The organism is Caulobacter sp. Root655, from assembly GCF_001427665.1.
GTDB lineage: Bacteria > Pseudomonadota > Alphaproteobacteria > Caulobacterales > Caulobacteraceae > Caulobacter.
The window spans coordinates 346,586-359,038 of the sequence record NZ_LMHC01000021.1 but is presented as its reverse complement, the minus strand read 5'-3'; the positions used below and the strand labels follow the sequence as shown (position 1 = coordinate 359,038).

At 69.2% G+C, this 12,453-nt stretch carries 13 protein-coding genes and 1 pseudogene; 9 read left to right on the top strand and 5 right to left on the bottom strand.

Going from position 1 to position 12,453, the window contains the following annotated elements:
- Positions 1–10 precede the first annotated feature (10 nt).
- Together ASD79_RS13070 and ASD79_RS13065 are read right to left on the bottom strand one after the other, a co-directional pair.
- Positions 11–1,132 (bottom strand): AraC family transcriptional regulator, encoded by a 1,122-nt coding sequence (locus ASD79_RS13070; protein WP_056722281.1) that lies wholly within the window; start codon positions 1,130–1,132, stop codon positions 11–13.
- 89 nt (positions 1,133–1,221) lie between these two features.
- Positions 1,222–1,767: a peroxiredoxin gene (locus ASD79_RS13065; protein ID WP_056722279.1), complete on the bottom strand. Its 546-nt coding sequence runs from the start codon at positions 1,765–1,767 to the stop codon at positions 1,222–1,224.
- Positions 1,768–1,896: 129 nt separating this feature from the next.
- On the opposite strand from ASD79_RS13065, the gene ASD79_RS13060 reads away from it, so the two are divergent.
- The 8 genes from ASD79_RS13060 to gmk all read left to right on the top strand — a co-directional run bounded on the left by ASD79_RS13060 (position 1,897) and on the right by gmk (position 8,779).
- Positions 1,897–2,376, top strand: coding sequence for a group II truncated hemoglobin (locus ASD79_RS13060; RefSeq protein WP_056722277.1), 480 nt, complete (start codon positions 1,897–1,899; stop codon positions 2,374–2,376).
- Between the two features lie 81 nt (positions 2,377–2,457).
- Complete coding sequence (gene fabD / locus ASD79_RS13055) at positions 2,458–3,402, top strand: ACP S-malonyltransferase (protein ID WP_056722275.1); 945 nt, start codon at positions 2,458–2,460, stop codon at positions 3,400–3,402.
- Positions 3,403–3,489: 87 nt separating this feature from the next.
- Complete coding sequence (gene fabG / locus ASD79_RS13050) at positions 3,490–4,230, top strand: 3-oxoacyl-[acyl-carrier-protein] reductase (protein WP_007672585.1); 741 nt, start codon at positions 3,490–3,492, stop codon at positions 4,228–4,230.
- A 188-nt stretch (positions 4,231–4,418) separates the two neighbouring features.
- A complete protein-coding gene (locus tag ASD79_RS13045; RefSeq protein WP_007672577.1) occupies positions 4,419–4,658 on the top strand; it encodes an acyl carrier protein in 240 nt (79 codons plus the stop codon).
- Between the two features lie 187 nt (positions 4,659–4,845).
- On the top strand, positions 4,846–6,126 hold the full coding sequence (gene fabF / locus ASD79_RS13040) for a beta-ketoacyl-ACP synthase II (RefSeq protein ID WP_056722273.1): 1,281 nt from the start codon (positions 4,846–4,848) through the stop codon (positions 6,124–6,126).
- Positions 6,123–7,262, top strand: coding sequence for an endolytic transglycosylase MltG (gene mltG, locus ASD79_RS13035; protein WP_056722270.1), 1,140 nt, complete (start codon positions 6,123–6,125; stop codon positions 7,260–7,262). Before fabF ends, mltG begins: the two co-directional genes overlap by 4 nt.
- Before the next feature lies 1 nt (position 7,263).
- A complete protein-coding gene (locus tag ASD79_RS13030) occupies positions 7,264–8,145 on the top strand; it encodes a YicC/YloC family endoribonuclease (RefSeq protein ID WP_056722268.1) in 882 nt (293 codons plus the stop codon).
- Positions 8,135–8,779, top strand: a complete 645-nt coding sequence (gene gmk / locus ASD79_RS13025) for a guanylate kinase (RefSeq protein ID WP_056722267.1) — start codon at positions 8,135–8,137, stop codon at positions 8,777–8,779. Before ASD79_RS13030 ends, gmk begins: the two co-directional genes overlap by 11 nt.
- Positions 8,780–9,029: 250 nt before the next feature.
- Here gmk and rsmA read toward each other — a convergent pair whose 3' ends face one another.
- Complete coding sequence (gene rsmA, locus ASD79_RS13020) at positions 9,030–9,884, bottom strand: 16S rRNA (adenine(1518)-N(6)/adenine(1519)-N(6))-dimethyltransferase RsmA (RefSeq protein WP_056722265.1); 855 nt, start codon at positions 9,882–9,884, stop codon at positions 9,030–9,032.
- On the opposite strand from rsmA, the pseudogene ASD79_RS25115 reads away from it, so the two are divergent.
- Positions 9,883–10,010, top strand: a pseudogene (locus ASD79_RS25115) (hypothetical protein); the annotation flags it as partial. The gene rsmA and the pseudogene ASD79_RS25115 sit on opposite strands and share 2 nt — an antisense overlap.
- A gap of 32 nt (positions 10,011–10,042) precedes the next feature.
- On the opposite strand, the gene pdxA reads toward ASD79_RS25115, so the two are convergent.
- Both pdxA and ASD79_RS13010 read right to left on the bottom strand, forming a co-directional pair.
- Complete coding sequence (gene pdxA, locus ASD79_RS13015; RefSeq protein WP_056722263.1) at positions 10,043–11,047, bottom strand: 4-hydroxythreonine-4-phosphate dehydrogenase PdxA; 1,005 nt, start codon at positions 11,045–11,047, stop codon at positions 10,043–10,045.
- A complete protein-coding gene (locus ASD79_RS13010; protein WP_056722261.1) occupies positions 11,044–12,393 on the bottom strand; it encodes a peptidylprolyl isomerase in 1,350 nt (449 codons plus the stop codon). The genes pdxA and ASD79_RS13010 overlap by 4 nt, the downstream gene beginning before the upstream one ends.
- Positions 12,394–12,453 lie beyond the last annotated feature (60 nt).

Below are 12,453 nucleotides of genomic sequence, written 5' to 3'. Positions count from 1 at the left end.
GATCGCGAAATCAGACGGATTTGTCGGCTTTCGGCGCGGGAACGGCGGTTTCGATCAGCCGCAGATGGGGTGACGTCGAGGCGGGTGTCCTGGCTGATCGCCAGGCCGACGGGGTGACGCCGGTCGCGGCGCGGAAGGCGCGGTTGAAAGGACCCAGCGAGGCGAAGCCCAGGTCATAGGCGATCGTCGAGACCGACTTCAGGGCCAGGTCGGGATCGGCGAGGGCCGTCTTGGCCGCCTCGATGCGACGGCCATTGACGTAGTCGGCGAAGTTGCGATGACCCAGGACGCCGTTGATCAGCCGGCGCAGACGGTGCTCGGGCGCGCCGACCAGGGCCGCCAGGGCCGCGATCGACAGGTCCTCGCCGCGCCAGACCTCGTTTTCGTCCATGGCGGTTTGCAATCGGGCCAGGACGAGGCGGTCGGCGGGCGCGAGGTCCAGGGCGGGCGCGGGGGCCGGAGGCGCGCATCCACCGGCCGCGATCGGCGCCTCGACCAGCAGGGGCTCGGCGCGAAGCAGGGCCGCGGCTCCGGCGACGGCCAGGCCGGCCAGCGCGCCGGCTTGCAACAGGCCGGAGGCGTAGACCCAGGGCAGGCCCGTCGCCCACGCCACGTCCTGGGCGCTCAGCAACAGGATGTAGCCGGCGGCGGCGATCATCACCGGTCCGCGCAGCCGGCGGCGCTGGACCACGAGGTCGCCGCGCCAGCCACGCCAGATCACCAGCAGGGCGTGCAGCACCAGACCCACCGAAGCCAGGTTGAAGACCAGCCAGAAGGGCCGACAGATCGCCTCCGGCATGAACCGGGCCAGCGCCCACAACACCACCAACCCGGCCGCCGGCCACAGACGGTGGGGCGAGAAGCGCCGCTCGTCGGCGAACAGGGCGTAGGCCAGGGTCCAGAACAGGCCGGTGGTCGCCACCGACATCGCCCAGATCACCGGTGTGGCGTGGGCCGAGCCGTCCAGCCTGAAGCCGTCGATCACATGGGCGATGGCGCAGGCGAAGAACAGCCCGCCGACCCAGCGCACCGGCGTCGGCCGGCGGTCCATCACCAGGGCCAGGCCAGTGACGCCGAAGCCGCCGACGGCGACGCCGCGCGCGAGGGTTTCGAGAAGGACCAGATCGACCATGCCGCGATCCTAGGCGCGCGACGGCCCGGCCGAAGCCCCTGTCGCGCGCCGATTTCGAAAGAGGTTGGCCGAAATCCGTTACGGACCCTCTACTTGGCCTTGTAGGCCTTCACCGCGTCCATCGTCTTGCTGACGTGGCCGGCGAAATTGCCGTCGGTGTAGGCCATCAGGATCTTGCCGTTGGGGGCGATCACGTAGGAGGTGCGGTTGGACCAGCCGCCCGGCATCGGCAGGGCGACGTCATAGGTCTTGACCAGGCCGGCCGGGGCGGCGGCCACCGCGAACTTGTCGCGGCAATGCTCCTTGGAGAAGTCCTTGATCTTGTCGACATTGCCGGCGGTGACGCCGATCACTGTGGCGCCCAGTTTCTCGAACTCGGGCGTCGCCTCGGCGAACTCGTGGGCCTCGGCCGTGCAGCCCGAGGTGTAGGCGGCCGGGAAGAAGTAGAGCACCACGGGGCCCTTCTTCAGCGCCTTGGACAGGGTGAAGTTGAAGTCCTTGCCGGCCAGGGCGGCGGGGGCGGTGAAATCGGGGGCCTTGTCGCCGACCTTGAGGGCGGCCAGGGCGGGGGAGGCGGCGACCAGGGCCGCGCAAAGGGCGAGCGTGGGGGCGAGACCGGTAAGCAGGCGTTGCATGGGAAGGCTCCAGCGGAAGAGGCGCGGCCACGCCGCTCCGCTTGAATAACCCCATTCTCCCGCCTTCCAAACGGCATCCTGCGCGGCTACGTCTTTGGCGACGACAAGAACGACGAGGGGAGGCGCTCGATGGCGCTTGGCGAGACGGAAGTTCCCACCCTGGCGGCCTGGGCGGGCGGGCCCGAGCGTTTCCGGGCGCTGTTCGAGGCCTTCTACGCCGCCGTGCCGAACGATCCGGTCCTGGCTCCGGTGTTCGCCGGCATGAACCCTCGACACGCAGAGCACGTGGCGGCCTTCGTCACCGAGGTGTTCGGCGGGCCCAAGGCCTATACCCAGGCCGGCGGCGGTCACGCCGCGATGATCGGCCATCATCTGGGCCGTCACCTGACCGAAGCCCAGCGCCGGGCCTGGGTGGCTCTGATGCTCGACACCGCCGACGCCGTGGGCTTGCCCGCCGACCCGGAGTTCCGCGCCGCCTTCGTGGGCTACCTGGAGTGGGGCACGCGCCTGGCGGTGATCAACTCCGCCGAGGGCGTGGCCGCGCCGACCGACGACCCGCCGATGCCGGTCTGGGGCTGGGGTCCGCCGGGCGGGCCTTGGCTGGGGTGACTTGGGCTGGGCTGACTTGCCGCCCCGCGTTCGATGGCCTAACCCTCCGCGCCTGAATCTATAGAAAGAGGCGCGAGCTTCATGAGCATCGCTTTCATTTTCCCGGGCCAGGGCAGCCAGACGGTCGGCATGGGCGCCGATCTCGCCCAGGCGTTCGCCGCGGCCCGCGAGGTCTTCCAGGAGGTCGACGACGCCCTGGGCCAGAAGCTGTTCAAGCTGATGGTCGAGGGCCCCGAGGGCGACCTGACCCTGACCGAGAACGCCCAGCCGGCCCTGATGGCGGTCAGCCTGGCGGTGTCGCGGACCTTGGAAAAGGAATTCGGCGTCGGTATCGACCGGGCCGCCTTCGTGGCCGGCCACTCGCTGGGCGAGTACAGCGCCCTGGCCGCCGCCGGCGCGATCACCCTGGCCGACACCGCCCGCCTGCTGAAGCTGCGCGGCCAGGCCATGCAGCGCGCCGTGCCGGTGGGCGAGGGGGCGATGGCCTCGCTGATCGGCCCCAAGACCGACCTGGCCCTGGCCGAGGCCGCCGCCGCCGCCGGTTCGGAGGTTGGCGTCTGCGTCGTGGCCAACGACAACAACAACGGCAATGTGGTGATCTCTGGTGACAAGGCCGCCGTCGACAAGGCCATCGAGAAGGCCAAGGAACTGGGCGCGCGGGCCATCCCGCTGAACGTCTCGGCCCCGTTCCACTGCCCGCTGATGCAGCCGGCCGCCGACGAGATGGAGGAGGCCCTGGCCCGCACCACCATCATCGCCCCGCGCGCCCCGCTGGTGGCCAATGTCACCGCCTCGCCGGTTCACGACCCCGACGTCATTCGCCGACTGCTGGTCGAGCAGGTCACCGGCCGCGTGCGCTGGCGCGAGAGCATGACCTGGCTGGCGACCGAGGGTGGCGTCACCCGCTTCGCCGAAGCCGGCGCCGGCAAGGTGCTGTCGGGCATGGCCAAGCGGATCGCCCCGGACGCCGAAGCCGTTCCGCTGAACAGCCCGGCCGATCTCGAAGCCTTCGCCAAGACCGTTTAAACCCGCTCATCCCGGCGAAAGCCGGGACCCAAGCTGAATCGCCGCCTCGATTTCCGGCTCCGGAACGGGCGGAGAAGGGACCTGCAAATGTTCGATCTCACCGGCAAGACCGCCCTCGTCACCGGCGCCACGGGCGGCATCGGCGGGGCCATCGCCAAGGCGCTGCACGGGCAGGGCGCCCATGTGGTGCTGTCCGGCACCCGCGAATCGGCCCTGGCCGAGCTGGCCGCCCAATTTGGCGAGCGCGTCTCGTTCGTGGCCGCGAATCTCTCCGACGCCGCCCAGGTCGACGGCCTGGTCGCCAAGGCCGAGGAAGCCGCCGGCGCGCCGCTGGACATCGTGATCGCCAACGCCGGCATCACCCGCGACGGCCTGATCGTCCGCATGAAGGATGAGGATTGGGAGACCGTGATCAAGGTCAATCTGGAAGGCTATTTCCGCCTGTCGCGGGCCGCCGCCAAGGGGATGATGAAGCGTCGCTCGGGCCGGATCATCGGCATCACCTCGATCGTCGGCGTCACCGGCAATCCCGGCCAGACCAACTACGCCGCCTCCAAGGCCGGCATGATCGGTTTTTCCAAGGCCCTGGCCCAGGAACTGGCCAGCCGCAACGTCACCGTCAACTGCGTGGCCCCCGGCTTCATCGCCAGCCCGATGACCGACGCCCTCAACGAGCAGCAGAAGGCCGGCATCCTGGCGACCATCCCCGCCGGCCGGCTGGGCGAGGGCAGCGATATCGCCGCGGCGTGCGTTTACCTGGCCAGCGACCAGGGCGGCTACGTCACGGGTCAGACCTTGCACGTCAACGGCGGCATGGCCATGATCTGACGGCCCGGCTTTTCCTGGGCTCGCCGCCTTTCTGCTTGGAAAGGCAAAAGCCCTGATTTCTAAAGAGTACAGCCGCTAGTCACCCGAAAAGGAACGTGATAGGCGGTGGCCCGACAATTCCCGTGGGGGGCGCAGGTTCGCCGAAACCGCCCGCGGAACTGCAAGATTCAAAACGAGGGACTAAAAGAATGTCCGACATTCTCGAGCGCGTGCGCAAGATCGTCATCGAGCACCTGGATGCCGATCCGGAAAAGGTCACCGAGAAGGCCAGCTTCATCGACGACCTGGGCGCCGACAGCCTCGACAACGTCGAGCTGGTGATGGCTTTCGAAGAAGAATTCGACATCGAAATTCCGGACGACGCCGCTGAACACATTCAGACGGTCGGCGACGCCGTGAAGTTCATCACGGAAAAGACCGGCGCCTAAGGCGTCGGGTTCGCAAGAGTCGCGAACAGGACTATCAACCGCCGCGTCGCACGGGCTCTTGCCATCGTGCGCGCGGCGGTTTTCGTATGTGGCCGAGATTCGCGAGGCCATATGGGGAGGGATTGGGGGCGTGTCGGATTCGTCCAGTATCCCCATATGTCCGCGATACGAAGGTTGGGAGTGATCCATGCGTAGAGTCGTCGTCACCGGACTTGGCCTCCTGACCCCCCTGGGTCAGGGCGTCGATGTCACCTGGAAAAACATCCTGGCCGGCAAGTCCGGCGCCAACAGAATCTCGGCCTTCGATCCGACCGAATACGCCTGCAAGGTGGCCTGCGAAGTGCCGCGCGTCGATGGACGGGGCGGCGGCGGGCCCGATGTGGAGGGCGCGTTCAATCCCGACCTGACCATGAGCCCACGCGACCAGAAGCGCGTCGACGACTTCATCCTGTACGGCATCGCCGCCGCCGATGAGGCCGTGAAGGATTCGGGCTGGGTCCCGGAAACCGAGGAAGACCGCTATCGCACCGGGGTGATTCTCGGCTCGGGCATCGGCGGCCTGTCGACCATCGCCGACACCGCCCTGGAATTGGAAGCCAAGGGCCCGCGCCGCGTCAGCCCGTTCTTCATCTCCTCGGCCCTGATCAACCTGATCTCGGGCCAGGTCTCGATCCGCTACGGCTTCAAGGGCCCCAACCACGCCGTGGTCACCGCCTGCGCCACCGGGGCCCACGCCATCGGCGACGCCTGCCGGTTGATCAAGTACGGCGACGCCGACGTGATGGTCGCCGGCGGGGCCGAGGCGGCGGTCTGCAAGGTCGGCATCGCCGGCTTCATCGCCTGCCGCGCCGTCTCCACCGATTTCAACGACACCCCGGAGAAGGCCTCGCGCCCCTATGACAAGGACCGCGACGGCTTCGTGATGGGCGAGGGCGCCGGCGCCCTCGTTCTGGAAGAGTACGAGCACGCCAAGGCGCGCGGGGCCAAGATCTACGCCGAGGTGATCGGCTACGGCCTGTCGGGCGACGCCTACCACATCACCGCGCCCTCCGAGGACGGCGACGGCGGCTTCCGGGCCCTGTCGGCGGCGATCAAGGACGCGGGCATCACCCCGGCCGACATCGACTACGTCAACGCCCACGGCACCTCGACCATGGCCGACGGCATCGAGGCCAAGGCCGTCGAGCGCCTGCTGGGCGATCACGCCAAGAACGTGGTGATGTCGTCGACCAAGTCGATGACCGGCCACCTGCTGGGCGCGGCCGGGGCCATCGAGGGCATCTTCTCGATCCTGGCCATCCGCGACCAGATCGCGCCGCCGACCATCAATCTCGACAATCCCGACGTCGAGGTCGCGATGAACCTGGCGCCCAACAAGGCCGTGCCGATGAAGATCGACGTGGCGGTGTCCAACAGCTTCGGCTTCGGCGGCACCAACGCCTCCGTCGTGTTCCGCAAAGTCTCGTGAGCCGCAAACCCTCTCCCGCCAGCAAGGGGCCGCCACGCAAGGCGCCAGCGCCGCGCAAGGCGCCCCGCCGAACGGGGGGGCGCCGGCGCGAGTCCGCCTCGATCGGCCGCCGGCTGATCGCCATGGGCGCGGGAGGGCTGACCATCCTCGGCCTGGTCGCCATGCTGGCGGTGCTGGGAACGATGTGGGTCTATCAGGGACCAGGTCCTGCCGCGCGGTCGGGCGACGTCACCAATGTCGTCCTGCGACGCGGGGCCAGCCTGCCGGAGATCGCTTCCAGCCTGGAACAGGCCGGGGTGATCCGCTCGTCCTCGATCTTCCTGACCGCCGCCCAGACCACCGGGGCGGCGCGCAAACTGAAGGCCGGCGAGTACGAGTTTCCCTCGCGCGCCTCGCTGCGCCAGGTGCTGGGCAAGATCCGCGACGGCAAGATCGTCCGTCACCAGGTGACGATCGCCGAGGGCCTGACCTCCGACATGGTGGTCGACATCCTGATGCGCTCGCCAGTGCTGACCGGAACCGTCCCGACCCCGCCGGAAGGCTCGATCCTGCCCGAGACCTATCAGGTCCAGCGAGGCGAGGACCGGGCCGTGGTGCTGCAACGGATGATGGACGACCGCGACGAACTGCTCGACGCCCTGTGGGCCAAGCGCCAGTCGGGCCTGCCGTTCGCGACCAAGGACCAGGCCGTGACCATGGCCTCGATCGTCGAGAAGGAAACCGCCCTGGCCAGCGAGCGTCCCCGCGTGGCGGCGGTGTTCATCAACCGCCTGCGGAGCGGCATCCGGCTGGGCAGCGACCCGACCATCATCTACGGCCTGACCCGTGGCCGTCCGTTGGGCCGAGGCATCCTGCTGTCGGAACTGCAACGCCAGACGCCCTACAACACCTATCTGATCGACGGCCTGCCGCCGACCCCGATCGCCAATCCGGGCCGCGCCGCCCTGGCCGCCGTGCTGGATCCGCCCAAGACCAACGAGCTCTATTTCGTCGCCGACGGCACCGGCGGCCACGTCTTCGCCTCGACCTACGCGGAACACGAGCGCAATGTCGCCAAGTGGCGCCAGGTCGAGCGTTCCAAGGCCGCCGAGGCCGTCGCGCCCGGCGCGGCCAAGACCCCGCTGGCCGGAGGCTAGGATGGCGCTTTCAGGCATGACCGGCTTCGCCCGCGTCGAGGGCTCGCACGGAGCCTGGTCGTGGGCGGTGGAGGCGCGCAGCGTCAATGGCCGCAACCTGGAGACCCGCTTCCGGGGCCCGCCGGGCTTCGAGGGTCTCGACAAGGCCGCGCGCGACGGCGCCCAGGCCCGATTCCAGCGCGGCCAACTGACGGTCAACCTGCAGGCCAAGCGGGCCGAGGCCCTGGGAGCCGCCCAGGTCAATGTCGAGGTGCTGGAGCGCTATCTGAAGGCCGGGTCGCCCTATGTGGCCACCGGCATGGTCGCCAAGCCCAGCCTTGACGGCCTGCTGGCCCTGCGCGGCGTTATCGACGTCCGCGAGGAAGAGGACGAGGCCGAGGATCGCGCCCAGGTCGAGGCCGCCATGGCCGTCTCGATCGCCCAGGCCCTGGACGGGCTGAAGGTCGCGCGCCTGGAGGAAGGGGCCGCCCTGGCCCCGATCCTGACCGGCGCGGTGGACCGCATCGAGACCCTGACCGACCTGGCCGCCCACGAGGCCGCCGGACAGCCGGCCGTGCTCAAGGAGCGCTATGAGCGCAAGCTGGCCGATCTGATCGGCGAGGCGGCCTCGCAGGAGCGCATCGTGCAGGAAGCCGCCGCCATGGCGGTCAAGGCCGACGTCCGCGAAGAGCTGGACCGCCTGGCCAGCCACGTGGCCGCCGCCCGCGCCCTGATGGGCGGCGACGTCGCGGCCGGCCGCCGCCTGGATTTCCTGTCGCAGGAGTTCATGCGCGAGGCCAACACCCTTTGCAGCAAGTCGGCGCTGACCGCGCTGACCACCCACGGTCTCGACCTGAAGGCGACGATCGAGCAGTTCCGGGAACAGGTTCAGAATGTCGAATAAGCCCGCCCACAAGACCCGCGGCCTGCTGCTGATGGTGGTGGCCCCCTCGGGCGTGGGCAAGACCTCGCTGACCCGCCGCCTGGTCGCCGACCACAACGACCTGCACCTGTCGATCAGCGCCACCACCCGCGACCCGCGCCCGGGCGAGCACGATGGCCGCGACTACCACTTCGTCAGCCAGGAGCAATTCGCGCTCATGAAGCTGAAGGACGAATTCCTCGAGTCCGCCGAGGTCTACGGCAACCATTATGGCAGCCCGCGCGGGCCGATCATGGAGGCGCTGGAGCGCGGCGAGAGCGTGCTGTTCGACATCGACTTCCAGGGCGCGATGAAGGTCCACAAGCAGGCCGGCGCCGACAGCGTGCTGGTCTACATCCTGCCGCCGTCCCTGGCCGAGATGAGCCGTCGCCTGCACGCCCGCAGCCAGGACAGCGAAGCGGTCATCCACCAGCGCCTGGCCCGCGCCAAGGACGAGGTCGCCGCCTGGGAGCTGTTCGACTACGTGATCCTCAACGACGACTTCGACCGCGCCTATTCGGACCTGGCCCACATCTATCACGCCGAACGTCAGAAGCGGGCGCGGAACCCGTGGATCGGCGATCTGGTGGGGGATTTGCTGAGGGAAGAGATTTAGCTCGCGATGGGCGGTTTCCGACCCGAGTCAGACGTTCGAACGATCAGCCTCTGAAGTCCGAAACCCTCTCGTCCCTCCCCCCTGCGGGGAGGGTGGCCCGCGTAGCGGGTCGGGTAGGGGTCCGGTGCAGGGCGCTGTTGGCGCGGTGAAGCCCCACCCACCAGCTTCGCTGGTCCCCCCTCCCCACAAGGGGGGAGGGAAGAACGATCGATCGACAACCACCCATAGCGGCTGTCGCGTGCGACTGCTTCTAGCGAGGCTCTTGTCCCAGGGGAGGGGCGCCCATCACCGCCCGCGCCAACGCCTGGAAGCCCTCGACCGGGATCGTCTCGGCCCGCGCGTCCGGATTGATCCCCGCCCGTTCGCACAGCGCCCCGCCGCCCAGCCCCTTGAGGCTGGAGCGCAGCATCTTGCGACGTTGGCCGAACGCCGCCGCCGTGACCTTTTCCAGCGCCGCGACCATGGCCTTGTCCGGGGCCGGCTCCAGCGGGACCAGCCGCACCACGGCCGAAGCGACCTTGGGCGGCGGGGTGAAGGCGCGGGCCGGCAGGTCCATGACCACCTTGGCGCTACAGACGGTCTGGGAGACCACGGCCAGGCGGCCATAGGCGTCGTCGTCGACGTCTGCGGCGATGCGGTCGGCGACCTCTTTCTGGAACATCAGGGTCATCGACAGCGGCCGGAACGGGCCCGTCAGCCAGTTGATCAGCAGCGGCGTGCCGACATTGTAGGGCAGGTTGCTGACCATGTGGGCCGGGCCGTCGGCGATGGCGGCCATGTCGACCTTCAGGGCGTCGCCCTGGACGATGGTCAGCCGGCCGTCGGCGGCGACGGCGAGGTCCTCCAGCAGCGGCAGGAAGCGGCGGTCCATCTCGACGGCGACCACCCGCGCGCCGGTCTCCAGCAGGGCTCGGGTCAGGCCGCCGGGACCAGGGCCGACCTCGATCACCGTATCGCCTTCGCCCACGCCCGCGAGGCGGGCGATCTTGCGGGTGATGTTGAGGTCCAGCAGGAAGTGCTGGCCAAAGCTCTTGTTGGCCAGCAGGTCGTGCTCGGCGAGGACCTCGCGGAGGGGGGGCAGGTCGGCGAGGGCGGGCGAAGTCATGTTAAACGCTCTGGTTTGCAGGTCTTGGACCGCAATCCTCGTCCTTCGACAAGCTCAGGATGAGGATTTCTACTGAACGGCCTTCGCCATAGCCCTCATCCTGAGCTTGTCGAAGGACGAGGGCGGTTCACCGTCGTTTAAAATTGGAGCTAAATCGCTCAGGCCATCGCGCGGCGTTCGGCGATCTCGGCGGCCAGGCGGATGGCGGCGATCAGGCTGTCGGCGCGGGCCAGGCCACGGCCGGCGATGTCGAAACCCGTACCATGGTCGGGCGAGGTGCGCACGATCGGCAGGCCCAGGGTGACGTTCACCCCGGCCCAGAAGTCGAGCATCTTCACCGGGATCAGCGCCTGGTCGTGGTACATGCACAGCACCGCGTCATAGGTCGCGCGGGCCTCGGCGTGGAACAGGCTGTCGGCCGGGGCGGGGCCTTTGACGTCGATGCCCAGGCCGCGAAGGATCCGGACCGCCGGTTCGATGATCGCCGCTTCCTCGCCGCCCAGCGCCCCGCCTTCGCCGGCGTGCGGGTTGAGGGCGGCCACGGCCAGGCGTGGCGCGACGATGCCGAAGTCGGTGCGCAGCGCCTCGACCGTCACCCGTCCGGCGTTGACGATGGCGTCGATGGTCAGGGCGGCGGGCACGGCGGCCAGAGGCGTGTGGATGGTCACCAAGGTGGCGCGCAGGTCGCGGGCCGCAAGCATCATGATCGGACCGTGGGGCGGCTGGCGCTCGCCCACATGGGTCAGCTCGGCCAGGAACTCGGTGTGGCCGGGAAAGGCGAAGCCGGCGTCGTAGAGCGGGGCCTTGGCGATCGGGGCGGTGACCAGGCCGGCCACGGCGCCCGACAGGGCCAGGCCCGCCCCGGTCTCGATCCAGCGGATCACCTGGGCGGCGTAGGCGCTGGACGGCTTGCCGGAAACGACGCGCGCCTGCAGCGGGATGTCGAGCACGGGCAGGGCGTCGGCGAACACCCTGATGGCCTCGACCGGACTGACCACAGGCCGGACCTTGACCCCGCCGCCGGCCGAGGCCAGCAACTGGGCGTCGCCCACCACCATGAACGGCGGCCCGTCCGCGCGCAGGGCCGCCCAGGCCTTGGCGATGATTTCCGGGCCGATGCCGGCAGGATCGCCGGCGCTCAGGGCGAGGGCTGTTGTCTTCACCGGGTCTCGATGGTCGCCGAATTGCGCAGATCGCGGAGGTAACGTTTAGAGATCAGCGCAAGTTGCTGACCACGCAAACGATTTTCGATCTGGTCGTGGGTCGGAGCGGCGCCGCCGGACTGGCGCTTGCCGCACACCGCGATCAGGTGCAGGCCGGCGTCGGTGCGGATCGGATCGGAGATCTGACCGACCTTCAGGGTGTTGGCCGCTTCCTGGAACGCTGGGGCCAGGTCGGTGATCTCGGCCTCGCCGAGGTCGCCGGCCACCACGCCATCGACCTTGCCGGCCGTGGCTTCCAGGGTTTCGCAGTTGGCGATCTTCGGCTTCAGGTCCAGCAGGACCTTGTTGGCGGCGTCGACCTGGGCCTGGCTGGCGTCCTTGGGCAGGGCCACGGCGACCTGCTTGAGGTCGACCAGGGCCGCCTTGGCGCCCGAGCGCTTCTCGCGCAGATAGATGATGTAGACGCCGTCGCGCACCGGGATCGGAGCCGACAGCTGGCCGGGGCGCAGCTGTTCGAGCGCCGCGTCGACCTCGGGCGGCATCTCGCCCAGGCCGACCCAGCCGGCGTCGCCGCCGTTGGCCGCCGTCGGCGAGGCCGAGAACTGGCGGGCCACGGCCGGGAAGGGCGCGCCCTGCTGCATCTGGCTCACCAGCTGCTTGGCGCCGTTGAGGGCGGTGTCCATGCCGCCGACGCGCACGGCGTCGATGAACACTTCGCTGACCTGGTACTGCGGCTTGCTGGCGGCGTCGGCCTGGCGGCGCTCGAAGGCCTTGACCTGATCGTCGCCGATCCGCAGGCGCGAACCGTAGCGGCCCTGGATCCAGGACTGCCAGCTGCTGTCGGCGCGGATCTGGGCGCGCCAGGTGTCGACGCCCACGCCCTGGGCGGCCAGCTGCTGGGTCAGCTGCTGGCCGGTCATGTTGTTGCCCTTGGCGATGTCCTCGATCTGCTCGTCGATTTCCTTGTCGGTCGAGATGATCGTGATCTTCTGAGCCTTCTCGACCCGACGCAGTTCCTGCATCTGGACGTGCTCATCGATCAGCGACCGCAGGGCTTCCTGTTCCAGCTGGGGCAGGTTCTCCTGGGTCGGCTGCATGCCCGAGGTGACCATCAGCAGGCGCATGCGCTGCATCAGGTCATAGCTGGAGACGATGTCGTCGTTGACGACGGCCGCGACGCTCTCCGACAGGGGATTGGCGCGCGCGGCCGCCGGGGCGGCCGGAGCGGCGTCGACCACGGGCGGGGCTTCCTGAGCCAGGGCCGGCAGGCCGAGGCTCGCCACGGTCAAGGCGAGGATGGAGGCGGCGTTGGCCGCCAGTTTTGTCACGCTACGCGCAGACCGCATCGGTATTGTCGTTCCTCTAGACGCGTCCAAAGGAAGGCGCGTGCTCGTACGCACGTCCCC

Excerpts from the sequence above, each read along its gene's own strand:
- ASD79_RS13070 (WP_056722281.1), bottom strand. The coding sequence starts at position 1,132 with ATGGTCGATCTGGTCCTTCTCGAAACCCTCGCGCGCGGCGTCGCCGTC.
- ASD79_RS13065 (WP_056722279.1), bottom strand. The coding sequence starts at position 1,767 with ATGCAACGCCTGCTTACCGGTCTCGCCCCCACGCTCGCCCTTTGCGCG.
- ASD79_RS13060 (WP_056722277.1), top strand. The coding sequence starts at position 1,897 with ATGGCGCTTGGCGAGACGGAAGTTCCCACCCTGGCGGCCTGGGCGGGC.
- fabD (WP_056722275.1), top strand. The coding sequence starts at position 2,458 with ATGAGCATCGCTTTCATTTTCCCGGGCCAGGGCAGCCAGACGGTCGGC.
- fabG (WP_007672585.1), top strand. The coding sequence starts at position 3,490 with ATGTTCGATCTCACCGGCAAGACCGCCCTCGTCACCGGCGCCACGGGC.
- ASD79_RS13045 (WP_007672577.1), top strand. The coding sequence starts at position 4,419 with ATGTCCGACATTCTCGAGCGCGTGCGCAAGATCGTCATCGAGCACCTG.
- fabF (WP_056722273.1), top strand. The coding sequence starts at position 4,846 with ATGCGTAGAGTCGTCGTCACCGGACTTGGCCTCCTGACCCCCCTGGGT.
- ASD79_RS13030 (WP_056722268.1), top strand. The coding sequence starts at position 7,264 with ATGGCGCTTTCAGGCATGACCGGCTTCGCCCGCGTCGAGGGCTCGCAC.
- gmk (WP_056722267.1), top strand. The coding sequence starts at position 8,135 with ATGTCGAATAAGCCCGCCCACAAGACCCGCGGCCTGCTGCTGATGGTG.
- rsmA (WP_056722265.1), bottom strand. The coding sequence starts at position 9,884 with ATGACTTCGCCCGCCCTCGCCGACCTGCCCCCCCTCCGCGAGGTCCTC.
- ASD79_RS13010 (WP_056722261.1), bottom strand. The coding sequence starts at position 12,393 with ATGCGGTCTGCGCGTAGCGTGACAAAACTGGCGGCCAACGCCGCCTCC.